Source organism: Pseudomonas sp. MIACH, from assembly GCF_001269925.1.
GTDB lineage: Bacteria > Pseudomonadota > Gammaproteobacteria > Pseudomonadales > Pseudomonadaceae > Aquipseudomonas.
The window spans coordinates 118,354-144,400 of the sequence record NZ_LHVO01000018.1; the positions used below are offsets into that span (position 1 = coordinate 118,354).

28 protein-coding genes are annotated in these 26,047 nt (G+C 59.1%); 16 read left to right on the top strand and 12 right to left on the bottom strand.

The features are described from left to right. Nucleotides 1-2: 2 nt before the first annotated feature. Together AD670_RS31625 and AD670_RS06955 are read right to left on the bottom strand one after the other, a co-directional pair. Nucleotides 3-170, bottom strand: a complete 168-nt coding sequence (locus AD670_RS31625) for a hypothetical protein (RefSeq protein WP_163001886.1) — start codon at nucleotides 168-170, stop codon at nucleotides 3-5. A gap of 25 nt (nucleotides 171-195) precedes the next feature. Continuing rightward, nucleotides 196-498 carry a DUF1883 domain-containing protein gene (locus AD670_RS06955; RefSeq protein WP_034105160.1) on the bottom strand — a complete coding sequence of 101 codons (303 nt, stop codon included), beginning with the start codon at nucleotides 496-498 and terminating at the stop codon, nucleotides 196-198. Between the two features lie 212 nt (nucleotides 499-710). On the opposite strand from AD670_RS06955, the gene AD670_RS06960 reads away from it, so the two are divergent. Further along, nucleotides 711-1,061 (top strand): hypothetical protein, encoded by a 351-nt coding sequence (locus tag AD670_RS06960; RefSeq protein ID WP_053129677.1) that lies wholly within the window; start codon nucleotides 711-713, stop codon nucleotides 1,059-1,061. A gap of 21 nt (nucleotides 1,062-1,082) precedes the next feature. Beyond that, nucleotides 1,083-1,313 carry a hypothetical protein gene (locus AD670_RS06965; RefSeq protein ID WP_053129680.1) on the top strand — a complete coding sequence of 77 codons (231 nt, stop codon included), beginning with the start codon at nucleotides 1,083-1,085 and terminating at the stop codon, nucleotides 1,311-1,313. Between the two features lie 7 nt (nucleotides 1,314-1,320). Here the strand turns inward: AD670_RS06965 and AD670_RS06970 are convergent, their stop codons facing one another. Then, nucleotides 1,321-1,602 carry a hypothetical protein gene (locus tag AD670_RS06970; protein WP_053129683.1) on the bottom strand — a complete coding sequence of 94 codons (282 nt, stop codon included), beginning with the start codon at nucleotides 1,600-1,602 and terminating at the stop codon, nucleotides 1,321-1,323. Nucleotides 1,603-1,744: 142 nt separating this feature from the next. Continuing rightward, nucleotides 1,745-1,930 carry a hypothetical protein gene (locus AD670_RS06975; RefSeq protein ID WP_003191311.1) on the bottom strand — a complete coding sequence of 62 codons (186 nt, stop codon included), beginning with the start codon at nucleotides 1,928-1,930 and terminating at the stop codon, nucleotides 1,745-1,747. 310 nt (nucleotides 1,931-2,240) lie between these two features. Here AD670_RS06975 and galU point away from each other — a divergent pair, with 310 nt between their 5' ends. Next, nucleotides 2,241-3,080, top strand: a complete 840-nt coding sequence (gene galU, locus AD670_RS06980) for a UTP--glucose-1-phosphate uridylyltransferase GalU (protein ID WP_003212579.1) — start codon at nucleotides 2,241-2,243, stop codon at nucleotides 3,078-3,080. A 115-nt stretch (nucleotides 3,081-3,195) separates the two neighbouring features. Further along, on the top strand, nucleotides 3,196-4,554 hold the full coding sequence (gene gorA, locus AD670_RS06985; protein ID WP_053129686.1) for a glutathione-disulfide reductase: 1,359 nt from the start codon (nucleotides 3,196-3,198) through the stop codon (nucleotides 4,552-4,554). Here gorA and AD670_RS06990 read toward each other — a convergent pair whose 3' ends face one another. After that, entirely contained in the window at nucleotides 4,555-5,562 is a 1,008-nt protein-coding gene (locus tag AD670_RS06990; RefSeq protein WP_053129689.1) for a DNA-binding protein, read from the bottom strand. 170 nt (nucleotides 5,563-5,732) lie between these two features. On the opposite strand from AD670_RS06990, the gene AD670_RS06995 reads away from it, so the two are divergent. From AD670_RS06995 to ahpF, 3 genes are all read left to right on the top strand, one after another. Next, nucleotides 5,733-6,665, top strand: coding sequence for a site-specific integrase (locus AD670_RS06995; RefSeq protein ID WP_053129691.1), 933 nt, complete (start codon nucleotides 5,733-5,735; stop codon nucleotides 6,663-6,665). A 133-nt stretch (nucleotides 6,666-6,798) separates the two neighbouring features. Then, nucleotides 6,799-7,362, top strand: a complete 564-nt coding sequence (gene ahpC / locus AD670_RS07000; RefSeq protein ID WP_003173835.1) for an alkyl hydroperoxide reductase subunit C — start codon at nucleotides 6,799-6,801, stop codon at nucleotides 7,360-7,362. A gap of 130 nt (nucleotides 7,363-7,492) precedes the next feature. Further along, nucleotides 7,493-9,058, top strand: coding sequence for an alkyl hydroperoxide reductase subunit F (gene ahpF / locus AD670_RS07005; RefSeq protein ID WP_053129693.1), 1,566 nt, complete (start codon nucleotides 7,493-7,495; stop codon nucleotides 9,056-9,058). Between the two features lie 63 nt (nucleotides 9,059-9,121). Here the strand turns inward: ahpF and gloA are convergent, their stop codons facing one another. Continuing rightward, complete coding sequence (gloA, locus tag AD670_RS07010; RefSeq protein WP_053129696.1) at nucleotides 9,122-9,643, bottom strand: lactoylglutathione lyase; 522 nt, start codon at nucleotides 9,641-9,643, stop codon at nucleotides 9,122-9,124. 198 nt (nucleotides 9,644-9,841) lie between these two features. On the opposite strand from gloA, the gene AD670_RS07015 reads away from it, so the two are divergent. Next, the gene (locus tag AD670_RS07015) at nucleotides 9,842-10,378 is read left to right on the top strand and encodes a DUF4946 domain-containing protein (RefSeq protein ID WP_053129699.1); all 537 of its coding nucleotides are present in this window, start codon (nucleotides 9,842-9,844) and stop codon (nucleotides 10,376-10,378) included. Between the two features lie 110 nt (nucleotides 10,379-10,488). Here the strand turns inward: AD670_RS07015 and AD670_RS07020 are convergent, their stop codons facing one another. The 3 genes from AD670_RS07020 to AD670_RS07030 form a co-directional block, all read right to left on the bottom strand. Then, nucleotides 10,489-10,854 carry a histone-like nucleoid-structuring protein, MvaT/MvaU family gene (locus AD670_RS07020; RefSeq protein WP_053129702.1) on the bottom strand — a complete coding sequence of 122 codons (366 nt, stop codon included), beginning with the start codon at nucleotides 10,852-10,854 and terminating at the stop codon, nucleotides 10,489-10,491. Between the two features lie 198 nt (nucleotides 10,855-11,052). Beyond that, nucleotides 11,053-12,594 carry an EAL domain-containing protein gene (locus AD670_RS07025; RefSeq protein ID WP_053129705.1) on the bottom strand — a complete coding sequence of 514 codons (1,542 nt, stop codon included), beginning with the start codon at nucleotides 12,592-12,594 and terminating at the stop codon, nucleotides 11,053-11,055. A 44-nt stretch (nucleotides 12,595-12,638) separates the two neighbouring features. Further along, a complete protein-coding gene (locus AD670_RS07030) occupies nucleotides 12,639-13,550 on the bottom strand; it encodes a LysR family transcriptional regulator (protein ID WP_053129708.1) in 912 nt (303 codons plus the stop codon). A gap of 77 nt (nucleotides 13,551-13,627) precedes the next feature. Between AD670_RS07030 and AD670_RS07035 the strand changes: the two genes are divergently transcribed. The 7 genes from AD670_RS07035 to AD670_RS07065 all read left to right on the top strand — a co-directional run bounded on the left by AD670_RS07035 (nucleotide 13,628) and on the right by AD670_RS07065 (nucleotide 22,148). After that, nucleotides 13,628-14,551 carry a DMT family transporter gene (locus AD670_RS07035; protein ID WP_053129712.1) on the top strand — a complete coding sequence of 308 codons (924 nt, stop codon included), beginning with the start codon at nucleotides 13,628-13,630 and terminating at the stop codon, nucleotides 14,549-14,551. 245 nt (nucleotides 14,552-14,796) lie between these two features. Further along, entirely contained in the window at nucleotides 14,797-15,873 is a 1,077-nt protein-coding gene (gene hppD, locus AD670_RS07040; RefSeq protein ID WP_053129715.1) for a 4-hydroxyphenylpyruvate dioxygenase, read from the top strand. Between the two features lie 233 nt (nucleotides 15,874-16,106). Then, a complete protein-coding gene (locus tag AD670_RS07045; protein ID WP_032885692.1) occupies nucleotides 16,107-16,670 on the top strand; it encodes a fimbrial protein in 564 nt (187 codons plus the stop codon). Nucleotides 16,671-16,763: 93 nt separating this feature from the next. Beyond that, the gene (locus AD670_RS07050) at nucleotides 16,764-17,555 is read left to right on the top strand and encodes a molecular chaperone (RefSeq protein WP_256243876.1); all 792 of its coding nucleotides are present in this window, start codon (nucleotides 16,764-16,766) and stop codon (nucleotides 17,553-17,555) included. 68 nt (nucleotides 17,556-17,623) lie between these two features. After that, a complete protein-coding gene (locus AD670_RS07055) occupies nucleotides 17,624-20,308 on the top strand; it encodes a fimbria/pilus outer membrane usher protein (RefSeq protein ID WP_082340923.1) in 2,685 nt (894 codons plus the stop codon). 44 nt (nucleotides 20,309-20,352) lie between these two features. Further along, on the top strand, nucleotides 20,353-21,402 hold the full coding sequence (locus AD670_RS31405) for a fimbrial protein (protein ID WP_156338136.1): 1,050 nt from the start codon (nucleotides 20,353-20,355) through the stop codon (nucleotides 21,400-21,402). Continuing rightward, nucleotides 21,399-22,148 carry a molecular chaperone gene (locus tag AD670_RS07065; RefSeq protein ID WP_053129718.1) on the top strand — a complete coding sequence of 250 codons (750 nt, stop codon included), beginning with the start codon at nucleotides 21,399-21,401 and terminating at the stop codon, nucleotides 22,146-22,148. Before AD670_RS31405 ends, AD670_RS07065 begins: the two co-directional genes overlap by 4 nt. Nucleotides 22,149-22,155: 7 nt before the next feature. Here AD670_RS07065 and rarD read toward each other — a convergent pair whose 3' ends face one another. The 3 genes from rarD to AD670_RS07080 all read right to left on the bottom strand — a co-directional run bounded on the left by rarD (nucleotide 22,156) and on the right by AD670_RS07080 (nucleotide 25,240). Further along, nucleotides 22,156-23,037, bottom strand: coding sequence for an EamA family transporter RarD (gene rarD, locus AD670_RS07070; RefSeq protein WP_053129721.1), 882 nt, complete (start codon nucleotides 23,035-23,037; stop codon nucleotides 22,156-22,158). Between the two features lie 208 nt (nucleotides 23,038-23,245). Continuing rightward, on the bottom strand, nucleotides 23,246-24,256 hold the full coding sequence (locus AD670_RS07075; RefSeq protein ID WP_053129724.1) for an aldo/keto reductase: 1,011 nt from the start codon (nucleotides 24,254-24,256) through the stop codon (nucleotides 23,246-23,248). An 81-nt stretch (nucleotides 24,257-24,337) separates the two neighbouring features. Beyond that, entirely contained in the window at nucleotides 24,338-25,240 is a 903-nt protein-coding gene (locus AD670_RS07080) for a LysR family transcriptional regulator (RefSeq protein ID WP_053129728.1), read from the bottom strand. A 102-nt stretch (nucleotides 25,241-25,342) separates the two neighbouring features. Between AD670_RS07080 and AD670_RS07085 the strand changes: the two genes are divergently transcribed. Next, the gene (locus AD670_RS07085) at nucleotides 25,343-26,047 is read left to right on the top strand and encodes an SDR family oxidoreductase (RefSeq protein ID WP_053129731.1); all 705 of its coding nucleotides are present in this window, start codon (nucleotides 25,343-25,345) and stop codon (nucleotides 26,045-26,047) included.

Genomic DNA, 26,047 nt, shown 5'->3' on the forward strand with positions numbered 1-26,047 from the left:
CCTTACAGCGCCTTGCTCACGTTGATGTCGGTGATTTCATCACTGGCATCGTGGATTTTCGCCAAGGCTTGCTTGGCCTCTTCCACACTGTTGCTCGTAAGTTGGGCGAACTCAAAGCGGCGTTCGCCGTTGAGCTTGTACTTGATGACATATTTGGTGGTAGCAGTCACGGCGGTTTCCTCTGGCGTGTTCGAGTCAGCTCAGCTTGCTGCTGGTGCGACGTACGATGCGAATCTTGTGGGACAACGCGGGCTTGCGCGTGACGCTGATTGCGCGGCGTGTCACCACGTCCAGGGTGATATTCCAGAACCCGGTGCTGGGTGCCGTGATCTTGGCGGGGAAGGTGTCGAACGCGCCACCGTGGTAGGTGTGGCGGCCGCCATTCTTGAAACTGCGAAAATTCGCATCGCTCATCAGACGGATATTGCAAGTCTGCGAGCATTCGATGACGACGATATCTCCCTCGTTGAGGTGCTCGCGCTGGTGGATGAATTTCATGAGGGTGTCTCCAGAAGGGCTTTTTCTGAAAAATCAGAACGATACGTAGGTTAAGATAGAGTTTATCAGCCCCAGCGCGTTTATTATCGGCTCGTCTTCAACGACGTCGACAATTTAAAACAGTTATTTACCGAGTTATCAGGGATAAATCCTACGTGGGCGGGAGAAAATTACCATCCCCGCTGTCGTAGGGTCTTTATTGGAGGTTTTATATGAAGTGGAGTGTGTTGGTTCTGGCCTTGGCGATAGGTGGGTGTGCTTCGGTTGCAGATATCAAGCAGACCCCGCCGACGTTGGTGGTCATTTCCGGGAAAAAACCCCAGGAGTACGCCGCGTGTGTGATAAACAAATTGTCCGCCACCCGCCGGCCGCCGCAGATTGAACCGCATAAAGACGGCGTACGGGTCATCGTGCCGCAGAAATTTTCGGCCGACCCTTCGGCTATTTTCGAAATTGACGAGCGCTCCAGCGGTAGCAGTATCAAGCTCTACGAGAGCATGTCTAACGTGCCGATCCGCCCGGGTGATGTGAAAAAGGCCGGGGAAGAATGCATTTCCGGCTGATGCCGCTGCGGAAAATCAGATATGAAACGTGAACACGTCAAAGCCCGTCACGCTGATGGGCAAATCTCAGCGACCCATATCATCCAGAACCCCGCCGACCTTGGCGAGTGGATCGTCTTCTTCAAAAAAAGCGGCGGGCGCAGTTTTTTCCTGGTGGACGATCAGGATGAAGTCGAATCCTTTGCTAGCCTGGATGAACTGACCGATATCCTTCGGGAGTTCGGGATCAAGTTCGCCGAGATCCATTTGTAGTCTGCTGTTACTTGCAGACCACCACCACACTGCGACTTTTGAAGTTGCCCACATCCTGGCCCAGGGTCTTGTCGCTTTCTTTCAGCGACGGCGTGCCCTCGGTGCCAACAATGCGATAGCCGGTGCCTGCGCAGGAGGCATCGGCTTTTTCATAGCAACTGGCCCAGGAGTTGGCTTCGCCTGAACAGTCGATGGTCAGGCCTTGCTCGCCGTTTTTAAGATAGACATCAGAAGTGGTGGTGCAGCCGGCAAGCGCCAGTACCGCAGTCAGTGCCAGTAGTTTGTTCATGTGTGATCGTCGTCGAGGGTGTGGAAGGGGCGCTGACACTGTCGTGGGGCGTTTTTGGAAGATTATAGCGAACTGCCATCTAGGTACAGGCAAACGCAAAAAAAGCCCCTGACTCGGGGCTTTTTGCGCAGGGCCTGGAGACTTACTTAGTCTTCGGTCGTTTGCTCGACGCGTGGCCCGCTTCATCCACAAACACTTCGGCTACGGCGATCGCCATGCTTTCAGTCTCGAAAACGCCCGCGACGCTGTCACCATGGAAATTGATCAAATGCCAGCCGTCTGCTCGCTTCGTGATCAAGTAGCCGTTTACGCCTTTTGGTTCTGACATCTATTAACAATCTCGTGGTCTGGTTCAAGGGGGTAATGATAGCGCCAAATGTCACGGGGTCGCGCAAGTTATTCCAGGTCGGTGTTCTGTGCTCAAAAGCGTGCTAAAAGGGTTGCAGCCCCTTTAGGGATTAGGAAACGGCCTTTTTGTGCCGTAACCGTTGCATCGCTCTTTGTAAGATCAGCGGAACTTACGCCGACATTTTTTCTCTATGATGACATCGCAACGCCAGCAGGACCCATTGTAAGGTGACTGCGGCCTGATTAGACTGCGCCGAATTCCGTACGCACAGCCCTTTGTAAGGACTTATATGATCAAGAAATGCTTGTTCCCAGCAGCCGGTTACGGCACTCGCTTCTTGCCAGCGACCAAGGCCATGCCCAAAGAGATGCTGCCGGTGGTAAACAAGCCACTGATTCAGTACGGCGTCGAAGAGGCATTGGATGCCGGTCTGAACGAAATCTCTATCGTCACCGGTCGCGGTAAGCGCGCACTGGAAGACCACTTCGACATCAGCTACGAGCTGGAAAACCAAATCAAGGGCACCGACAAGGAAAAATACCTGGTCGGTATCCGCAAGCTGCTGGACGAGTGCTCGTTCTCCTACACCCGTCAGACCCAGATGAAAGGCCTCGGCCACGCCATCCTGACCGGTCGCCCATTGATCGGTGACGAACCGTTCGCCGTGGTACTCGCGGATGACCTGTGTGTGAACCTGGAAGGCGACGGCGTACTGACCCAGATGGTCAAGCTGTACCAGAAATACCGTTGCACCATCGTTGCGGTTCAAGAGGTCGACCCTCAAGAAACCAACAAGTACGGCGTGATTGCCGGTGACGACATTGGTGATGGCCTGATCCGTGTTCGCGACATGGTTGAGAAACCGGCGCCTGAAGATGCACCGTCGAACCTGGCGATCATCGGTCGTTACATTCTGACCCCGGACATCTTCAAGCTGATCGAAGAGACCGAGCCAGGCAAGGGTGGCGAGATCCAGATCACCGACGCGCTGTTGAAGCAGGCTAAAGATGGTTGCGTGATCGCGTACAAGTTCAAGGGTCGTCGTTTTGACTGCGGTGGCGCTGAAGGCTACATCGAAGCAACCAACTTCTGCTACGAGCACTTCTACAAGACTGGCAAGGCCTACTGATACACGGTTGCCTGCCTGCTGTACGCAGCGTAAGTAAAAAGCCACCTTCGGGTGGCTTTTTCGTTTTTCAGCCCCATGTAAGTCGGTATGCTGATGTCCTGCCGAGGAGAGTGAAATGGCCTACGATTTTGACCTGTATGTAATTGGCGCCGGTTCCGGCGGTGTTCGCGCGGCGCGCTTTGCTGCGGGCTTTGGTGCCAAGGTGGCCGTGGCGGAAAGCCGCTACCTGGGCGGTACCTGCGTTAACGTTGGCTGTGTACCGAAGAAACTGTTGGTGTACGGCGCGCACTTCGCCGAAGACTTCGAACAGGCCAGCGGCTTTGGCTGGTCACTGGGCGAGGCGAATTTTGACTGGGCGACCCTGATCGCCAACAAGGATCGCGAGATCAACCGTCTCAATGGCATCTACCGCAACCTGCTGGTCAACAGTGGCGTGACCCTGCATGAAGGTCATGCGAGCCTGGTTGACCCGCACCAGGTGGAAATCAATGGCGAGCGCTTTACGGCCAAGCACATCCTGATTGCGACCGGCGGCTGGCCGCAGATTCCGGACATTCCGGGGCGTGAGCACGCGATTGGCTCCAATGAAGCATTTTTCCTTAAAGAGCTGCCCAAACGTGTGCTGGTGGTGGGCGGCGGGTATATCGCTGTTGAGTTCGCCGGGATTTTCCATGGCCTGGGCGCGCATACCTCGTTGCTGTATCGCGGCGATCTGTTCCTGCGCGGCTTCGATGGCTCGGTGCGTACGCACCTCAAGGAAGAACTGACCAAGCGCGGCCTCGACCTGCAATTCAACGCCGATATCGAACGTATCGACAAACAAGCCGATGGCAGCCTCAAGGCCACCTTGAAAGACGGTCGCGTGCTGGAGGCTGATTGCGTGTTCTATGCCACTGGCCGGCGTCCGATGCTGGATAACCTGGGGCTGGAAAATACCGGCGTCAAGCTGGATGAGCGCGGTTTCGTCCAGGTGAACGACCAGTACGAGACTACCGAAGCGTCGATCCTGGCGATCGGTGATGTGATCGGCCGCGTGCAGTTGACGCCGGTGGCGCTTGCCGAAGGTATGGCCGTAGCGCGTCGTTTGTTCAAGCCAGAGCAATACCGCCCGGTGGATTACGCAATGATCCCGACCGCGGTATTCAGCCTGCCGAATATCGGTACGGTCGGCCTGACGGAGGAGGAGGCGAAGAAGAACGGGCACACGGTGCAGATCTTCGAAAGCCGCTTCCGGCCGATGAAGTTGACTTTGACCGACTGCCACGAAAAAACCTTGATGAAGCTGGTGGTCGACGCCGACACCGACAAGGTCTTGGGCTGCCACATGGTCGGTCCGGACGCGGGCGAGATCGTCCAGGGGCTGGCGATCGCGCTCAAGGCGGGCGCGACCAAGCAGCACTTCGATGAAACCATCGGCGTGCACCCGACGGCGGCGGAAGAGTTCGTCACCATGCGCACGCCTGTGGCGGACTGATCAGGCTGACGGTGTTGTGTCTGGCGCCGCTGCAACGGCGGCGGCCAGGCGCAATGCTTCGATAGTGGCATGGGCCTTCATCAGGTCCAGTTCCAGGCGCTTGTTGGTGTGCCCGTGCTCAGTCAGCGCTTGTTGGCGTGACTCGTTTTCCAGCAGGGCTACCCGCAGGCGCTCCTGAAGCAGCGTGCGCTCGCTGTCGATCTGGCTCACTTGTTCGCTCAGTTTCAGTTGCTGGGCCCGGTCTTTGCGGATGTCTTCCTGCAGCGCGGCCAATTCTTTTGCTGTCACTCGCTGCTCGATCAATAACCGCTCGTTGTCGCGATGCAGTTGGGTGATCTCGTCCTGGCGAACCATTGCACTTTGCTGGGCTTGGCGCAGTTCTGCCTGTACCTGCTGCAACTGGCCTTCGTGGCGTCGCTGTTCCTGCTCGCGCTGCTCCTTGATCGCATCGCGGTAGTGCTCCAGCGCCTCGCGGGCGTGCAGGTGCTTTTCTTCCAGCGAGCGAATCTGTTCGTCCTTGTCGTTGATCCGTAGCTCGTAATCGCTGCAGGCCTGGCTGAGCCCGGCGTTGCGGGTTTGCTCGGTTTGCAGGCTGGTGCTGGCGGTTTGCAGCGCGGCACTTTCCTCTGCCAGGGCGGCGGCCTGGATATCGAACTGCTGCTTGAGTTCGCCGTGAGCTTCTTCAAGCGCTTCTATCTGAGCGAGCAGGGCGGTTTTTTGCTGTTCGAACTGCGCCTGTGCCAGGTCAATCGGCTCTTGAGCCTTTTCTTTCAAGCGCTGGGCCAGTCGCGCAACCAGTTCGCCCAGCTCGTCGTCAATCGGGGCTTCGGTGATGGTCAGGCGGGTTTCGCTGTCGTCCAACTCCTTTAAATAGCGGTGGATCGTGGTTTTCGAGCCGGTATTGCCCATCTCGATGCGTACCGCGTCGATGCTGGGGTTCTCGCCGCGGGCAAGGATCGCCAGGCGTGCCGTTTGAACTACTGCTTTATTGATGCCGCCGCGAGCCATGGGGTCTCCGTCGATTTAGTACTGTGGTATGTATTATGTAGATACGTACCATATCACGAATAAAAATCCGTTTGAATTCATGATTTAACAGATGGGATATTGGCGTATTATCCCGTGTCATTAGCGTCTGTAACGCTTGTACCTCTGCCAGCAGTACGAATAGGCCTCCCATGAGCGATCTGGATCGTTACCTCAACGCCGCCACCCGCGACAACACGCGCCGTAGCTACCGTGCGGCCATCGAACACTTCGAAGTCAGTTGGGGCGGATTTCTGCCGGCTACCAGCGACAGCGTGGCGCGCTACCTGGTGGCGCATGCGGGCGTGCTGGCGGTCAACACTCTGAAGCTGCGGCTCTCCGCCTTGGCGCAATGGCATACCAGCCAGGGCTTTCCCGACCCGACGAAAGCGCCGGTGGTGCGCAAGGTGCTTAAAGGGATTCGAGCGGTGCACCCGGCGCAGGAGAAACAGGCCGAGCCGTTGCAGCTCAAGCATCTGGAGCAGGTCGTGGCTTCCCTTGAAACGGAAGCGCGCGAGGCAGGCGAGGCGCAGGACTCACCCCGATTGCTGCGCGCCAAGCGTGACACCGCACTGATCCTGCTGGGCTTCTGGCGCGGTTTTCGTAGTGATGAACTGTGTCGATTAAGCGTCGAGCACGTGCAAGCCACGCCCGGTGCCGGCATCAGCCTGTACCTGCCGCGCAGCAAAAGTGACCGCGATAACCTCGGCAAGACCTATCACACCCCGGCACTGCTACGCCTGTGTCCGGTGCAGGCCTACAGCGAATGGCTCAGCGCGTCGGCCCTGGTGCGCGGTCCGGTATTCCGGGGCATTGATCGCTGGGGCAACCTGGGCGAGGAGGGCTTGCACCCCAACAGCGTGATCCCGCTGCTGCGCCAGGCGCTTGAACGTGCCGGCATCGCAGCCGAGCAATACACCAGCCACTCGTTGCGCCGGGGCTTTGCCACCTGGGCCCATCGCAGCGGCTGGGACTTGAAGTCGTTGATGAGTTACGTCGGCTGGAGCGACATGAAATCCGCCATGCGCTATGTTGAAGCGACGCCCTTTCTCGGCATGACATTGGCCACTCAACCGCTGCTTTGAGATTTCTTCTATTAATACCGTCACCTGATAGGGAAAACCAATCGTCAGCATCAGGTTTGCCAATGAGCCATCCGCCGAGAGAGTGGGTAGGATTCACCTCATCAACTTCTTAACCCCTGACGGAGAGTCAACGATGCCTATCATCAACAGCCAAGTAAAACCGTTCAAAGCTACCGCATACAAAAACGGCAACTTCGTAGATGTGACCGACGCTGACCTGAAAGGCAAATGGTCCGTGGTGTTCTTCTACCCAGCCGACTTCACCTTCGTTTGCCCAACCGAGCTGGAAGACCTGGCTGACAACTACGCCGAATTCCAGAAACTGGGCGTCGAAATCTACAGCGTGTCCACCGACACCCACTTTGCCCACGCTGCCTGGCACAACACTTCGCCAGCCATCGGCAAAATCCAGTACACCATGATCGGCGACCCAACCCTGACCATCTCCCGCAACTTCGACGTGCTGATCGAAGAAGCTGGCCTGGCTGACCGCGGTACCTTCGTGATCAACCCGGAAGGTCAGATCAAGATCGTTGAACTGAACGACGGCGGTGTTGGCCGTGACGCTTCCGAGCTGCTGCGCAAAATCAAGGCCGCTCAATACGTGGCTGCCCACCCAGGCGAAGTCTGCCCAGCCAAGTGGAAAGAAGGCGAGGCCACTCTGGCTCCGTCCCTGGACCTGGTCGGCAAGATCTAAGTCTGTGAAGACGTATCAAGGGCGGAACTCCGCACTTAAGTAAGCTGCATCCGCCCTCAAAACGCCCGGGCGAGAGTCGCTCGGGCGTTTTTTTGTCTGCAATAAACCGAATTAATAGGAAATCGCCCGTATGTTGGACGCCAATCTTAAAGCTCAGTTGAAGTCATACCTGGAACGGGTCACCCAGCCGATCGAGATCGTCGCCTCCCTCGACGACGGCGCGAAATCCCAGGAAATGCTTGCCCTTTTGCAGGACGTAACCAGCCTCACCACGCTGATTACCCTGAAGACCGATGGCGATGATGCGCGCAAGCCATCGTTCTCCATCAACCGCCCGGGTGCCGATATCAGCCTGCGTTTCGCCGGCATCCCCATGGGCCATGAATTCACTTCGTTGGTGCTGGCCCTGCTGCAAGTCGGTGGCCACCCGTCGAAGGCCAGTGTCGAAGTGATTGAACAGATCCGCGCTCTTAAAGGCGAGTTCAGCTTCGAGACGTACTTCTCGCTGTCCTGCCAGAACTGCCCCGACGTGGTCCAGGCGCTGAACCTGATGGCCGTGCTCAACCCGAACATCCGCCACGTCGCTATCGACGGCGCGTTGTTCCAGGCTGAAGTCGACGAGCGCCAGATCATGGCAGTGCCGAGCGTCTACTTGAACGGTGTGAACTTCGGCCAGGGCCGTATGGGCCTGGAAGAGATCCTCGCCAAGCTCGACACCAGCGGGATTGAAAAAGCCGCCGAGAAAATCAGCGCCAAAGAGGCCTTCGATGTGCTCGTCGTCGGCGGTGGTCCAGCCGGTTCCGCAGCCGCCATCTACGCCGCACGTAAAGGTATTCGCACCGGTGTTGCCGCCGAACGCTTTGGCGGCCAGGTGCTGGACACCATGTCCATCGAGAACTTTATCTCGGTACAGGAAACCGAAGGGCCGAAACTGGCCAGCGCCCTGGAAGCCCATGTGCGTCAGTACGACGTGGACATCATGAATCTGCAGCGCGCCAGCAGCCTGATCCCAGCGAAGAATCCCGGTGACCTGCACGAAATTCGCTTTGAAAGCGGTGCGACCCTCAAGTCCAAGACTGTGATCCTGGCCACTGGCGCCCGCTGGCGCGAAATGGGTGTGCCGGGCGAGCAGGAATACAAGGCCAAGGGCGTGTGCTTCTGCCCGCACTGCGACGGGCCGCTGTTCAAGGGCAAGCGTGTGGCGGTGATCGGCGGCGGTAACTCCGGCGTTGAAGCGGCCATCGACCTGGCCGGGATCGTCAGCCACGTGACCTTGCTGGAGTTCGACAGCAAGCTGCGCGCTGATGCGGTATTGCAGCGCAAGCTGTACAGCCTGCCTAACGTTGACGTGATCACCAGCGCGCTGACCAGTGAAGTCAAAGGCGATGGCCAGAAAGTCACCGGCCTGGCCTATAAGGACCGCGATACCGGCGAGTTCAAGACCATCGACCTGGAAGGTATCTTTGTACAGATCGGCTTGCTGCCCAACACCGACTGGCTCAAGGGTACTGTGGAGTTGACCCCGCGTGGCGAGATCATTGTCGATGCCCGTGGCGAGACTTCACTGCCAGGTGTGTTCGCCGCTGGTGACGTGACGACCGTGCCGTACAAGCAGATCGTGATCGCAGTAGGCGAGGGCGCCAAGGCTTCCCTGAGTGCTTTTGATCACCTGATCCGTACCTCCGCCCCGGCGTAAATACTGGCCCGCAAATGAAAAACCCCATGAGTGATCATGGGTTTTTTTGTTGTGCGCTAAACCTTACAGCGGCGCTGGCTGGATGATCTCTACCCAGTACGCATCCGGGTCCTTGATGAACGCCAGGCTTTTCATGCGGCCATCGGTCAGGCGTTTCTGGAAGTCGCAGCCCAGGGCTTCGAAGCGTTCGCACGCGGCGACGATATCGGGCACCGAGATGCAGATATGACCGAAGCCGCGTGGGTCGGTGTTGCCGTTGTGGTAGGCGAAGTCGGCATCGTTTTCGGTGCCATGGTTGTGAGTCAGTTCCAGGATGCCTGGGATCGACTTCATCCATTGGGTGCGCGCGGCGGCGTCGGCCGGGATCTGGGATTTGTCCACCAGGGCCAGGAAGTACAGGCTGAATTCGGCTTCCGGGAAGTCGCGCTTTTCAACCAGGGAAAAACCCAGGACGCGGGTGTAGAAATCCAGGGACTTGGTGATGTCCTTGACCCGCAGCATGGTGTGGTTAAACACGAAGTTCGAGGTGGCGGTGTCAGGTTGGGCGGTAACGCCCGGGAAGGTGTTCAGTTCGTGCAGGCTCATGGGCCCTCCAGAAAAAATGGGGCAAACGCGGCTCCAGGTGAGAGGAGCGTTCCCTTGGCTTGCGGCTGGCGTCCGTGCAGCCGGACCATGATACGCAAGGCTCGCCTGCTGCGCCAAATGAAAAAGCTCACGCGGCGCTTGCGAGCGGCAGGTGGCGGGGCTCACACTTTGTCGCTTGAACCTTGGGTGTCTTTTGCAATGATCGAATCTCGTACAGCACTGCTGGGTGCTCTGTGTTTGTTGTTGGTCAGCCCCATTGTGTGGGCGGGCGACCCGGAAATTCATTGGCCCAGCGGCTGGCAAGTCGAGGAGGTGATGCCCGACGGGCAAGCGCCAGTGACGCCGCAGCCGGTTTCGCGCCAGCGTGCAATCAAGAACGATGAAAATGGCAACACCCTGATGGTCATGGAGTTGACGGGCACGCCTATCGCGACGGGGCATAACGTTAATCTTCAGGGCGTATTGCTGGAGATGCGCAAGTCCATCCAGAAAGATTTTGCCCGGGGCGGTTACCAAAGTGTATGCAGCAAGATGCACCCGACAACATTGAGTCGTCTTGAGGCCGTGGAAACTACCTGTGTGATTACCGAGAACGGCCGGCACGTGCTTTCACAAACATTGGTGGGGGCTGTTGATAGCGATAAGGCGTATGTCTTTTCATACGCGGGTCAAGCCGACGCTTACGAAGCCAGCAAGGATGAAGTCAGTTCGGTGCGCGACAGCCTCAAACTTTAAGTGCGTCTTGCCTGTCGATTTTGAACAAAATGAAATGTTATTTAAGTTCAGTTTCGAACCCTTGAATAAAAAGCCCCGCATGTGCGGGGCTCTTTTTTAGTGCGCTGTGATCAGCCGCGAAGCCAGGAATCTACAGTGGCAGCGCCGTACTGTTCTTTCCACGCTTTGAGGCCACGATGGTTGCCACCCTTGGTTTCGATCAGCTCGCCGGTATGTGGGTTGTGATACACCTTGATCACCCGCGCGCGGCGCTGTTTGGGGGCGCTGGCGGTAGCGGCGCTGGTCTTGCCCGGGTTTGGATCAAGGATCAGGATAATGTCACGCAGGCCTTTGCCGTAGGTTTTCATCAGCCCTTGAAGCTTTTCTTCAAATTCGATTTCTTTTTTCAGGCCGGCGTCGTTCTTCAGGGATTCCAGCTGGGCCAGCTGCTCTTGAAGGGCTTTTTCTGCTGCGCGAAATTCGGCGAGTCTGGACAAAATCTGTACTCCAATAGTGTAGTTGGCTGATATCAACTGCAGACAAAGCTATAAGCCAATAGCGTTAAGGCGACTCACAGAAGAAGTCGTCCTGCGAGTTCTGCACAGGCCAGAAAAATTGTAGTAGTTAATCCGCTACGAGTAAATCAAGTCTTTTGTCTTATTAACATTATTTCAACCCTGCAAGTGCGTGGCTATTCAATGGCTGGCCAGGGTCTTAATGAATTCATCGCAGGGTAGTGGCCTTCCAAACAGGTAACCCTGGAGGAAATCCACACCATGAGCGGCCAGGTATTCACACTGTTCGGCGGTCTCCACGCCTTCTGCAACGACGCCCAGGTCCAGCTTGCCGGAGAGTTCGATGATGCTGTCCAGAATATGCCTCGATAGTGCATCTGCACCGATCATGGCGACAAAACTCTGGTCGATCTTCAAGTAGTCAACATTGAAGTTACGCAAGTAACCCAGACTGGAGTGGCCGGTACCAAAGTCATCGATAGCGATCATCACGCCCAGTGCATGCAACGCATCGAAGAGTCTGCGGGTGATATCGGTGGGCTCGATCAGCTCGCGCTCGGTCAGTTCCAGCACCAAGGTCACCTGGCCTGGCGCGAAGGCGGCGAGGAATTCACGGCAGTCCTCCACCAGCGCAAGGTCGTGGCAATGGCGTGCAGTGATATTCACACCGATATGGAACCCAGGGCTGAACCGTGTTGCATGGGGCGCCAGCTGTGCTGCGGTCTGGCGCAGCAGGGCGCGGGTCATCGGCACGATCAGGCCGGAGTGTTCCGCCAGCGGGATAAACAGGTCGGGCCGGACCAAGCCTTCCTTGGGATGCTGCCAGCGCATCAGCACTTCGCAGCCGGCCCATTCGCGGGTATCACCGCGAACCACCGGCTGAAAGTACGGGATGAACTCATTGGCGCCCAGCGCCCGTTGCAGCTCATGGGTGGGGGCAGAGGAACGCTTTTGCAGCCAGTGCGCAAACAAGCCCGCGAGTACGCCAAAGAACACCACCAGGCTGAACAGGGCGGGGTAGCGAGCCTGCATATAGCGCCACACTTCCCCGGCCGGCATGCCGGCGTCGACGCTGTAGGGGTAGCGCTCGGACGCCAGATGATGATGGGCCACGGCAAATACCGGGACTGCGGTCTCGTGCACTTTGCCATCGGCGCCGAGCCAGTGCGGTCCCACTTGCAGTACAAGCTGCGCATAGCGGCTGATCAGGCGCAGGGCGTTGGTCAGGTGATAGCCGTCAATCGAGGCAAACGCGGCTTTGTCGCCTTCGACCAATCGGTACACCAACAACGCGGTATCCGGCGTAACCGGATTGCCGCTCATCAACCACAGGCGCCCATCGACGTAGTCATCCGGGTTCACCGGCGATTCGTAATTGCTGCCAAACAGCGAGCTGCAATAAATGTTTTTCTGCCAGGATAAAATCGTCGCCCGCACAAACGGCCGGCGCGTGACTTGCTCACGCAGCGCCAGTTGCGCGGCACTGTCACACGGTTGTCCGGCCAGTGGCAGCAAGGCCTGGGCGGCGAGGGCGGTATTGTCGAGCATCAGGTCGAATTGACGTACGGCTTCCTGGGCGGTTTGCGCCGTGCTTTGTTCAAGGGTGCGCTCGGCTTGCCAATACAGGATGACCACGCCCAGCAGGATCGGCAGCAACCCTGACAGCACACTGATCGAGTAACGGGTGAAGGGCTTTCGCGGGCCTTTGACGGTGAAGGGCATGAGTTCCAGGCCGTTTTGCGCAGAGGGGTTGACCGGCAGGCCGGTCAGGAATGCTTCGATGATAGATGGCCCGGTTGAAATTTGCTCGCCTTACCCAGGCTTTGCGCAATCTCGATAAACGCCAGGGTGGCCGGTGACGACTGCCGGCGATCAAGCACCGCCAGGCCAATCTGGCGCGGGACTCGGGGTGAAAGCGCTCGCCTCACATAGCGCGAGTCCTGTGCCTGGGGCAGCGACGCTTCGGCGACGATGCTCAGGCCGTCCCCGCGGCTGACCGCTTCCAGGGTGCTCAGCAGTTGCGCGCAGCGGTAACGGACCTTTGGCCGCAGTTGGCTGGCGTCGAACAGGCGGGTGACCAACTCCGAGGAGCCGGCTTCGGTCAGGATAAAGGCATCGCCACACAGGTCCTCCAAGGCCAGTGTGTCCCGCGCAGCCAATGGATGATCTGCGGGCAGCAGCGCCACCATCTGGTCCTCGAACAAGTCAAAGGTGTCAAAGCGCTCCTGTTCCAGCACCACAAAGCCCACATCGATCCGTCGCTCATCCAGCCACTGCAGCACCTGGCGGTCGGGGCCTTCGTCCACATGCACCTCAATCCCTGGATGCGCGGCGCGAAATTCGCTGAGGATGGCGGGCAGCAGGCGAATCGACGCGGTTGGTCCGAATGAGCCGATGCGCAACGTACCGCGCCTCATGCCGCGCGCATCGGCTGCCTCCTGTTGCAGGGTATTGGCCAGGCCAAGCATGGCACGCGCACGTCCCAGTAATTGCTGGCCGATGTCGCTCGGTTCTACCAGCGACTGGTGGCGCCGAAACAACTCCACACCCAGTTCCTGCTCCAAGGCCTTGATGGCATGGGATACCGCCGATTGGCTGATACCCAAGCGGTGGGCCGCACTGGTGAAACCTTGCAACTCGGCAACCAATGAAAAGATTTCCAATTGGGTCAGGGTCATGAGTAAAAGCTCATTTTACGATGATCGGTTATTAGCTGAAGAATACGCGAATTCTCCCGTACCTTGAGCCCATCCTCATGCGCCCTGCCTCTGATCGCCTGACTTATTGCAAACTCGCCGCCGTCACCATGATCTGGGGCGGCACCTTTGTCGCCGGTCGCTTCCTGGCCGATCACCTCAATCCGCTGCTGGCCGCCAGCCTGCGCTTTATCCTCGCCAGCCTGGCGTTGTTGCTGTTCATGGCCTGCGCGCGTATTCGCCTGGCACGCCCGAACCTTCGGCAGCTTGCGCAATTGGCGGTGCTGGGGTTCTTCGGGATCTTTTTCTACAACCTGTGCTTCTTCTACGGGTTGCAGTACATCAATGCGTCGCGGGCTTCGCTGATCGTCGCGTTGAACCCGGCGGTGATCGGCCTGGCGAGCTGGCTGTTATTCAAGGAGCGGCTCAGCGGGATCAAGCTGCTGGGTATCCTGCTGTGCCTGGTCGGCGCCGGGACGGTCATTGTCAGCCGTAACCCGCAGTTGTTGCAGGCCACCGCCGATGCCTGGATCGGCGACCTACTGATCCTTGGCTGTGTGGCAGGGTGGGGCGTCTATTCGCTGTGTGCCCGTGGGCTCAACCAAAGCCTGGGGCCATTGCAGACGGTGACCTGGTCGGTGCTGTTGGGCACGTTGATGCTGACCATCAGCGCATGGGCCACGGCAAGCGTCAGCCTGGAAGCGCTTGGTCACATAGCGATGACCCAGTGGTTGAGCCTGGCCTACCTGGGCGTTTTGGGCTCGGCGCTGGCGTACATCGGTTACTACGACGGCATCCGGCGCATCGGCGCGACGCGCTCCGGCGTGTTTATCGCCCTCAACCCGCTGACCGCCGTGATCTGCGGTGCGCTGCTGCTGGGCGAGCAACTGACCGCGCCCATGCTGGTGGGCGGGGCCGTCATCCTGCTGGGCATCTACCTGTGCAACAAACCCCTTGCACAGGCCAGGGCAATGGGGATTTGATAAGAGTACGGACAAATACAGTTACGCTGTGTAGAATCGATTTACGCATACAAGAATATGGACTTGCGCTCACGCAAGCCTCGGCCGTCAGAGACTGATGTAATCATGAAGCTACTCGGCTCCCCCCTCATCTTTGGTGACTTTCTCGCCCGCAGCGTGCGAGGCCTGTCTTGTGCGCCGCCGTTCGACCTCATCCTTGCGCGCAAATAACCACTTGCTACCCACAAGAATGATGAGGCACCGACATGACCGACCAATACGAAAACCCAATGGGCCTGATGGGCTTTGAATTTATCGAATTCGCATCGCCGACCCCAGGGACCCTGGAGCCGATCTTCGAGATCATGGGCTTCACCAAAGTCGCCACCCACCGCTCCAAGAACGTTGATCTGTTCCGCCAGGGCGAGATCAACCTGATCCTCAACAACGAGCCCAACAGCATCGCCTCCTACTTCGCGGCCGAACACGGCCCGTCGGTGTGCGGCATGGCGTTCCGCGTCAAGGACTCGCAAAAAGCCTACAACCGCGCGCTGGAACTGGGGGCCCAACCCATCCATATCGAGACCGGCCCGATGGAGCTGAACCTGCCGGCCATCAAGGGGATCGGCGGCGCGCCGCTGTACCTGATCGACCGCTTTGGTGAAGGCAGCTCGATCTATGACATCGACTTCGTCTACCTCGACGGCGTGGAGCGTAATCCGCAAGGCGCCGGCCTCAAGGTCATCGACCACCTCACCCACAACGTGTACCGAGGGCGCATGGCCTACTGGGCCAACTTCTACGAAAAACTGTTCAACTTCCGTGAAGCACGCTACTTCGATATCAAGGGCGAATACACCGGCCTGACCTCCAAGGCCATGAGCGCCCCGGACGGCATGATCCGCATCCCGCTGAACGAAGAGTCGTCCAAGGGCGCCGGGCAGATCGAAGAGTTCCTGATGCAGTTCAATGGCGAAGGCATCCAGCACGTGGCGTTCCTCACCGACGACCTGGTCAAGACCTGGGACGCGCTGAAGAAAATCGGTATGCGCTTCATGACTGCGCCGCCGGACACCTACTACGAAATGCTCGAAGGCCGCCTGCCGAACCACGGCGAACCGGTGGATCAGCTGCAGGCGCGTGGCATCCTGCTGGACGGCTCGTCCATTGAAGGCGACAAGCGCCTGCTGCTGCAGATCTTCTCGGAAACCCTGATGGGCCCGGTGTTCTTCGAGTTCATCCAGCGCAAGGGCGATGATGGGTTTGGCGAGGGCAACTTCAAGGCGCTGTTCGAGTCGATCGAGCGCGATCAAGTCCGCCGTGGCGTCTTGACCGCCGACTAACCATGTAAGGCCTGGCAGGCTGTTCGGGCGATTCAAGAACATGCTCCGTATCGAAAGGTACGGAGCATTTTTTTGTCTGCCAAACACCTCCGAAAGGTCTTGCAACAGACAATTCCTCGGGGCTGTGGAACAAAGTTTTACGAGATTCCCACCCATGGATGACGCAAGAGCTGATCCTCTCCTGCGTCACAAGTGTGCGTTTCGCGACCCCAAATTTTAAGGAAAGACTGATTATGACAAAACATACTCTGGCGGCTGCAGTGCTGGCTTTGTGCGGCTTCGCTGCCAGCTCCGCTTATGCGGCAGACGGTACCATCACGATCACCGGCTCGGTCAGTGGCACTACCTGCACCATCAGCGGCGGTACCGGAGCCTCGCCAGGTTCAGGTGCCAACTTTCCGGTAGTTCTTGATCGCGTGCAAACCTCGGCCCTCAAGGCGGCAGGCGATACGGCCGGCAGCAAGCGCTACTTTGTCTATGTGGGCGGCTCGGGCGGATGCCCGAACGGTACCAAGGTCGCCGTACGTTACGAGCCAACCAGCCCAGGCATCAACCCGGCAACCGGCAACCTGCGTAATACCGCCACAGCAACACCCGCCTCGCGGGTGGAGGTACAAATTCTCGATGGCGCTTCCAACACGCCAATGGACTTGCGCGTAGGTAACAACTCAACCGTTGCCACCGTGACCAATGGTCTGGCGACCTTACCGTTCTACGCACGCTACATCGCCAACGGCGGAGCGGCAGGCGCGGGTAATGTCACCAGCAGCGTGCAGTACTCGGTCACCTTTCCTTGATGCAGCCGCGCTGATGACCATTGCGTTTGTTGCCTGAGATCCTCGCTCGACCCTGCGGTCGGGCGCAGGACAACTGTTTTCAAGGATTACCCGATGCAGGATTTACTGATGTTCTTACGTCATCGCGTGGTGTCGGTCGCGCTGAGCCTGGCTTTGGGCATAGCCTCGCATGTGGCGCACGCGGGGGTAGTTATCGACGGTACGCGACAGATTTACCCCGAGCAGCGACGCGAGGTCACCCTACGAGTGACCAATGATGACAAACACGCACCCCGTCTGGTCCAGGCGTGGCTGGACGCAGGTGATGCCGAGGCCGCGCCGACACTGAGCGACGTGCCTTTTGTGATGTCTCCCCCGGTATTTCGCCTGGACGCCGGCAAAAGCCAGTTCATTCGCTTGTCCTACACCAAGGCACCGCTGCCAGCGGATAGAGAGTCGCTGTTCTGGTTGAACGTACTTGAAGTGCCTGGCGCTACCAATGAATTTGATCCCACGCTGGAAGACAGCCAGCGGAATCACTTCAAGTTCGCGTTCCGTATCCGCACCAAAGTGTTTTTTCGCCCGGCGCAGTTATCTGGAACACCCGAGGAGGCGCCAGGGCTGTTGCGCTGGTCCCTGGAGCCGGTCGCCCAAGACAACGTGATACAGGTGCACAACCCATCGGCGTATCACGTCACCTTCAATGACATTGCCCTGCTTATGGGCTCCCATCCCGGTGCGGAAAAATTGTCCCTGCCGGAGGGGATGGTGGAACCGGGAGGCACGTTGAAGGTGCCGGTGCCGACCGCCGCGAAGGTAATACCCACCGATGCGCGGGTGCATTTCACCTACATCAACGATTTCGGCAGCTTTTCATCGGCGCAGCCTGCTGTGCTGCATCGCTGAACACGTCCCCGGAACGTTGCTGATGGCAAGCAAACGTACATTTCTCAGCGTCCACTGAAGTCATAACTATGCCTAGTCACATCCAAGTACGGGTGCATCGTTGCGCCCCGATTTTGCCATTCCAGCATCGCAAGATGATGTTGGGCGGTTTGATGAGTGCGGCCGTAATCGCAAGCGATGCCGCGCTTGCGTCTGAGTTGAGCTTTGATCTGAACGCGTTCTCCAGTGGCCTGGCGTCGTCGGTTGACATATCACGGTTCAATACCAGCAACCAGATGAGCCCCGGCCTGTACCGCGTAGATATCGTGGTCAACGGCCAGGCATTGGGGCGCAGGGAGGTGGAGTTCGTCGCAGCCCAGGCAAAGGCCGGCGCGCAGCCGTGCTTGAGTCGCGAAGTGTTGGAAAAAATCGGTATCGCGATGGATAAAGTCGATACCGAGGCCCATGGGCGCGAGCTCGCGAACCCTGCCGCAGCCGGCCAGTACTGCGGCGACCTGGGGCAGTGGATTCCGATGGCATCCAGCACCTTCGACCCGGGTGCGCTCGAGTTGGCCGCCAGCGTGCCGCAGGCCTACATGAACCGGACGATGCGCGGCTACATTGACCCCGATTTGTTGGATGAGGGCATTACCGCCGGGCTGCTCAATTATAACTTCAGTACCAGTGCGGTCACGGCAGGTGAAGGTGACGGTCGCACTTACCTGGGCCTCAATGTCGGGATCAATCTGGGCGCCTGGCGCTTGCGGCACCAGGGCGCCCAGGCTTGGAGCAACCGCACAGGCTTTGAGACTTATCAGAACACGTCCACTTATGTGCAGCGCAGCATCATCCCCTGGCAGTCACAACTGACCCTCGGAGACACCTTCAGCAACGGACAGATTGTCGACGGGGTACGCGTGCGGGGTGTAAGCCTGGCCACCGACGACCGCATGCGCCCGCAGACTCAGCAAGGCTATGCACCGCAGGTAAGCGGTGTCGCCGACAGTAATGCAACGGTCACGGTCAGCCAGAACGGCTACACCATTTATGAGACGACAGTGGCGCCTGGCCCCTTTGTCATCAGTGATCTGCATGCCACGGGTTATGGCGGTGATTTGATCGTCAGCGTGACGGAAGTCGACGGGCGTCGAAACACCTTCGTGGTGCCGTACTCGGTGGCCCCGGAGTTACTGCGGGCAGACACGACAAAATACAGCGTCACTTTGGGGGAGGTGCAGCAAAAGGGCATCGATGCCAAGGGCGCGAATGTCTTTCAAGGCACTCTGCAACACGGCTTGACCAATGACTTGACGGTGTATGGCGGCGGCAGTCTTTCCAAAGGCTACGAGCAGGGCAAGGTCGGTATTGCGCTGAATACGTCCATCGGTGCCTTCTCGTTGGACGGCGCTACCTCGCATACCCAGGTAGCTGGTCATGGACGCCTGTCCGGCCAAAGCCTGGGCGTGGGCTACAACAAAAGTCTGCCCGCCTCGGGTACGCATTTTGCGCTGGGTGCATACCGGTTCTCTACAGAGGGTTACCTGAACCTTCCGGACGCACTGAATGTGCGTGAAATCGCCCGCCAGTCCGGTGATGTCAACGGTTATGCCCGGCAAAAAAGCCGGCTCGACCTGACCATCAGCCAGCAGTTGGGCATAGGCACCCTGAGCCTGTACGGCAGCTCTGTCGACTATTGGGGCGGGCGGGAAGGGCGCCAGGTTTCATTCACCGCCAGTTACGGCTCGACCTGGAACAAGGTCAACTGGAACCTCTCGGCGCAGCGCTCAAGGGTCCAAGACACGCGACAACTGACCCAAAGCGAGCTCAGTGACGATGTGTTTTTCGGGCGCATCGGCCAACCCGGGCGTATCGATAACCGCTACATGCTGACGCTATCGATGCCGCTGGGGAGCGAGCCGAGGTCGCCGACCATCAATACTTCGCTGTCTCGGGACACCGGCGATACACGGGGCAGCCAGCAGCAGGTGGGCATCAACGGCTTCCTGGGCGAGAACGCCGAGTTTGACTACGGTGTTTCCGCCAGCCGCGCGACCAGTGATCACTCGGGTTCCAGGCAACTTAACACCCATGCTGGGTACCGCACCGGCTCCGCCAGCGTGCGTGCGGGCTATGGCCAGAGCCGCGACAGATCGCAGCTTTCATTTGGCGCCGATGGGGGCGTCGTCGCTCACGCCGGGGGCGTTACGTTTTCGCAAAGCCTGGGAGAGGCCTCGGCGCTGGTTCATGTGCCGGATGCCGAAGGCGCAGTGTTGGGCCACGACGGTGTCACACGCATCAATAGCAGCGGCTATGCCGTGGTTCCTTCACTCAGGGCATTCCAAAACAATACGGTGAGTGTTGATCCGCAAGGCATGTCCATGGATGTGGAGCTTCAAGAGTCGAGCCTGAATATCGTTCCAACCCTCGGTGCAGTGCAATTGGTGGAGTTCAAGACCGTCAGCGGGCGGGCGGTGATCGTCCAGGCCAAACAGCAGAATGGTAAGCCGCTGCCATTTGCGGCTCAGGTTCTGGACCAGCAAGGCCGGGAAGTCGGCGTAGTGGGCCAAGCCAGCAAAGCTTTTGTGCGCGATATCCCGGCTGCCGGCACGTTGATCGTCAAATGGGGTGAAAAAATTTCTGAACGATGCGACGTCCACTACCAGATGGCTGCGCATGCAGCGAACAGCCGCCAGCAAGACGTCGACTATCTCCAAGGGTTGTGCGTACCCAGCTCGGTTCGCCAAGTAGCCGGCAGTATTGAACGGCACCCGTGAATATTCGGTGCCACATCTGTGGGGCACCAGCAGAGGACTTTTGTATGAACTTATCTTGGCTTGCTGCCTCGACGTTGGGCGGCTGGATGCTAGCGATGCAAGCGCATGCTTTTTCAGGTGGGGATTGTTATCCGCAAGGGGCAACGGCGATCAACATTGCTCCCATCATCCCCCCGACCAACCCTCAGGTCGGGCAAGTGATCGGTTTGTCGGGAGGCTATCCCTTCAATGCACCGGCAAGTGTCATGCAGTGCCGTTACAACTTCTGGAGCGATTTCCACTGGGTAACGGCGACGATCAACGCGGTCAACTCCAGCTCCACTGGCAGGACATTCAACGCCAACGGTGTGTCCATGCCAGTGTTCGCCACAGGCGTGCCCGGGGTTGGGTTTGCAATGATGGCCCGCGACCCGAATCATGGCTTCGCCGCCGTCGGCCAATCGGCAGCATCACTGCTCAGGGTGAAGTATCCCAAGCCAGTTGTTTGGGGCCTGCAGGGACGGCTTTACCTGGTGGCCACGGGAGGGGCGATTTCACCCGGGACTGTGCCCACACGCACTGTCGCGCATTACAGGGTGCAAAATACCAATACCTCAGCGCCTGGGTATCATCCGGTCAATATGCAGGCGCTGATCATTAGCCCACCGCTCAAGCCGACCTGCCGGGTTTCGACGCCCTCCATCGCGATGCCTTTGGGAAGCGTACCGGTTACGGCGTTCCGTGGCGTCGGCAGTCACGCCGGTAGCGTAACCCGCAATATCACGCTCTTCTGCGAAGGCGGCACCGGGGGCACGCGTGATGTGTTTATCACCGTCACTGACCATACCGCTCGTTCGAATCGCAGCGATGTGCTGTCCCTGACCGCAAGTTCCCAGGCCAAGGGCGTGGCCCTGCAGTTGGTACGCAGCGGCAACATTCTGGTTCGTTACGGTGCGGACTCCTCAAGCGTGGGCAACCCTAATCAATGGCAGGTGGGGACGACGGGCAATGCCACGGTGCAAATTCCGCTGACTGCGCGCTATATCCAGACACAACAGACGATCGCGCCAGGCAGTGCAAATGGCGTGGCAACGTTCACGATGAGTTACCGATGAGCCGGATGTTCCTGCGAAGGCTCAACGTGATAGGACTGCTGATAGCGCTGCAGGTGCCTCTGGTTCAGGGTGAAATCGTCATCGACCGTACCCGAGTGATCTATCCCGCTCAGGCCCGCGAAGTAACGGTCAACCTCACCAATGAAGCGGATGGCCCGCGGCTGGTGCAGGTATGGATCGACGCCAACGATAGCGAGGCGTCACCTGAAAACAGTGATGTGCCGTTCACTGTCACTCAACCGATTTTCCGCATGGAGGCCGGCAGTGGACGAGCGCTGCGCGTGCTCCATCGATCGTCTTCACACACGAACGAGGACCTGGAATCAGTGTATTGGCTCAACGTGCTTGCGATCAGGCCGACAGGCGAGTCCGCTGTGCAAAATAACCAGGTGAATCTGGCATTTCGTACGCGGGTTAAATTGTTCTTGCGGCCGAGCCAACTAACGGGTTCGGCGGCAGGCTCGGGCAATGCCTTGCAATGGCAGCTAGTTACCGGGGATGAGTCGACGCTACACGTGAATAATCCCGGCGATTACCACGTCACGCTGTCCGGCATCGTTGTAACGCTCGAAGGCGTTGAATACCACAGCGAAGACCCACCGATGATCGCGCCTCGATCCAACGCCGTCGTGGCGATGCCAAGGCTGCCCCACGGCGGGGCGGGCAGCGCTGCACTGCGCTTCACCACCCTCGACGATCAGGGTGCAACCCAAACGCATTCGGCGCTGTTGGGCAATTCCAAGTGAAGACCGGTCAAGCCCTGCGCTGGCGTACCAGGTGCTTGAACCCTTCGAACACTAGCACCATGACTGCGATCCAGATCGGGATGTAGGTCAGCCATTCGCCCGCCTTGATGCCTTCACCCAGCAGCAAGGCTACAAACAGCAACAGCACCGGTTCGACATAACTGAGCAGCCCGAACAGGCTGAACGCCAGCAGGCGGCTGGCGATGATGTAGCTCACCAATGCCGAGGCGCTGATCAGGCCCAACATGGGAATCAATGCGTAAAGCTTTGGGTGCACATCCATCACCGCAAAACCCTGCTCGCCGCTTTGCACAAACCACCAGGCCACCGGCAGCATCAGCGCCATGTCCAGCCAAAGCCCGCCCAGGTGATCGGTCTTGAGGTATTTACGCACGATGAAGTACAGCGGATAACCGATGATCACCACCAGCGTCGCCCAAGAGAAGCCACCGGCCTGATACAACTCGTTGAGCACTCCCAGGCCGGCGAAAAACACTGCGATTTTTTGCAGGTACGACAGCTGTTCGCCCCATACCAGGCGCCCGGTCAGCACCATGGTCAGCGGCAGCAGGAAATAACCGACCGACACATCCAGGCTGCGGCCGTTCAGCGGCGCCCACATGAACAACCACAACTGCACGCCCAGCAAGGCGGAAGACAGCACCACACCGACGATCAGCCGGGGTTGGCCCGCGAGCCTGCGCAACAAATCCCACACTCGCCGCCACTCGCCGCTGACGATCATGAAGACGGTCATGCACGGCACGGTCAGCAACATGCGCCAGCCGAAAATTTCCAGGCCGCTCAATGGCGTCAGCAATGACGTGAAGTAATACATCACGGCAAACAACACCGAGGCCGACACCGATAACACAACACCTTTAGACACGCTGTCCTCGCGAAAACCGATTTCAAAACAGTAGGGGGGATTTCAAGAGGGGATTATGGTGCTTTTGAAGCCGGAGGGGTGCGCTATTTTGGGGCGTTTTTCCAGGCAAACCTCGTCGCCAGTTATTGGGGCTGCTGCGCAGCGCAACGCGGGGCAAGCCCGCTCGCCACAGTAAGCCCGCTCCGCACCCCTAACTTGGCCAATCAGCCTAAGCGCGCGCCACCCGGCCCGAGACAAAGTGGCCGACATCATTGAACCCCGGCGTAGACGAATGCCCCGGTGTCACCAGCGAATCGATAAACGCTTCATCCTCAGCCGTGATCTTCACGTCCAGCGCGCCGGTGTAGGCATCCCACTGCGCCTCGGTGCGCGGCCCGACAATCGCCGAACTCACCGCCGCGTTGTTCAGCACCCACGCAATGGCAAACTCGACAATCCCCACGCCGCGCCCCTGGGTGTATTGCTGAATCTGCTGGGCAATACGCAGCGATTCCATGCGCCATTCGGTTTCCAGGATGCGCTTGTCCTGGCGTGCCGCGCGGCTGCCGGCCTCCGGGGTGACGTCCGGCGCGTATTTACCGCTGAGTACGCCACGCGCCAGTGGGCTGTAAGGCACCACGCCCAGGCCGTACGCGGCGGCGGCAGTGATCTGCTCGACTTCAGCCTGACGGTTGACGATGTTGTAGAGCGGCTGGCTGATCACCGGCTTGTCGACGCCCAAGCGCTCGGCGACGCGGATCACCTCGGCAATCCGCCAGCCGCGATAGTTGGACAGGCCCCAGTAACGGATCTTGCCCTGGCGAATCAGGTCGCCGATGGCCGATACCGTGACGTCCAGCGGTGTGTTGTGGTCTTCGCGGTGCAGGTAGTAGATGTCCAGGTAATCAGTGTCGAGCCGGGTCAGGCTGGCTTCCAGCGCGTTGAAAATCCGCTTGCGGCTCAAGCCGCTGCGGTTGGGCAGGCCGTCCGGTGGGCCGAAACCGACTTTGGACGCCACCACCCAGTCCTGGCGATTGCGGGCAATGGCCTCGCCCACCAGTTCTTCGGAGCGCCCGCCGGTGTACACGTCCGCCGTGTCGATAAAGTTGATCCCCTGGTCCCAGGCCTTGTCGATGATGCGCAGCGAGTCCTCGGTGTTGGTCTGTTCGCCAAACATCATGGTGCCCAGGGTCAAGGCACTGACCTTCAAACCGGACTGGCCCAATGTGCGGTAAATCATGCAAAGCTCCTTGCGGCTGTGAGACGTGACCTATGCAATACCAGACTCGCAGGCTCTGGAACAAGCCCTGCGCGTGTTTCTTCATGCACTCAGCAAGGCCTGGCAGCGCACTTGTAGAAACCGATGCAGCACTTTCACCCGCTCCGACACCTGCAGGCGATGAGGGCACATCAGGTTGAATGGGGTGGGTTCTCCCTGCCAGTCCGGCAGCAGATGCACCAGGCGTCCGGCCTTAAGATCCCGGGCGATATCCAGGTTGGCCTTGTAGGCAATGCCGTGGCCAGCCAGCGCCCAGCGCCGCACAATTTCGCCGTCATCGCTCAGGTAGTCGCCGGTCACCTCTACTTCCTGCAACGTGGTGCCTTGTCGAAAGTACCAGGTGCTGTTGGCCCGGCCCTGGCGCATGTACCGCAGCGTGTTGTGCTGCGCCAACTCCGCCGGTGTGCGCGGCGTACCGTGGCGGGCCAGGTATTCGGGGCTCGCACAGGCCAGGCGTTGGTGATCCGGCACCACCGGCAGCGCCACCAGGCTGGAGTCACGGGGGACGCCGAAGCGCAGGGCGATATCGACGGTATCGCGGAACAGGTCGGCATTGCTGTCGTTAAGCAGCAATTGCAGGCGGATGTGCGGGTGTTCCAGCTTGAACTCATCCAGCCAGCCCAGGACCACATTGCGGCCAAAATCCGAGGGCGCGGCCAACTGCAACAGGCCGGTCAGGCCCTGGCTCTGCTGCTTGAGCGCTTGCTCGCCTTCGGCCAATGCGGCCAGCGCTTCGCGCACGCTGTCGAGGTAGCGGCGACCTTCTTCGGTCAGGCGCATGCTGCGGGTGGAGCGTGCCAGCAGGCGGGTGCCCAACCGGGTTTCCAGGCGCTTGAGGGCGATGCTGGCCGCTGCGGGGGTCAGGCCCAGCCCACGTGCGGCGGCAGACAGGCTGCCCGTATCGGCGGTGCGCACGAAGACTTCAAGGTCGAGGATTGAGCTCATTTGTAAAAATCCTTTAAAGATCTTGTCGTTTTACCGGGATTTTTCGCCGATTGCCAAGCTGGGAAGATGAACGCTCACTTTCTGACCCAGGACACTTCTTCCATGACTTCTTCCCTCAACGGTAAAACAGTCATCGTGATCGGCGGCAGCAGCGGGATCGGCGCCGCCGTGGCCAAGGCCGCCGCCGCTCGTGGCGCACAGGTGGTATTGGCGGGGCGGCGTGTGACGTCGGGCAGCGAAAACGGCCTGCGCAGCGAACCCGTGGACGTCACCGATGCCGCCTCCCTGCAACGCTTGTTTGAAACCGTCGGACGGTTTGACCACCTGGTGTACACCTCTGGTCCCTCAGTGCGCGCCAAGACCTTGAGCGAAACCGACCTCGACGAGGCCCAGGACAACTTCAACGTGAAACTCTGGGGGGCGCTGCGGGCGATCCAACAGGCGCTGCCTTTCCTCGATGAGCGCGGCAGCATCAGCCTGACCTCCGGACAACTGGGGCGCAAATTGGCGCCGGGCCAGTTCATCAAAGTCGGTATCAACGCGGCCACTGAAGCCCTGGGCAAGCAGTTGGCCAAGGAGTTGGCGCCGCGCCGCGTCAACGTGGTGAGTCCCGGTGTGATTGATACCCCGGCGTATGCGGGGTTGGCCGAGGACCAGCGCCTGGCGATGTTTGCCAAGGCCGGTGCGGCATTGCCGGTGGGGCGCGTCGGGCAGGCAGAGGAAGTGGCGGCGGGGTATGTGCTGGCCATGGAAAACGGCTACATGACCGGTGCTGTCATTGATATCGACGGCGGCGGGCTGCTGTAA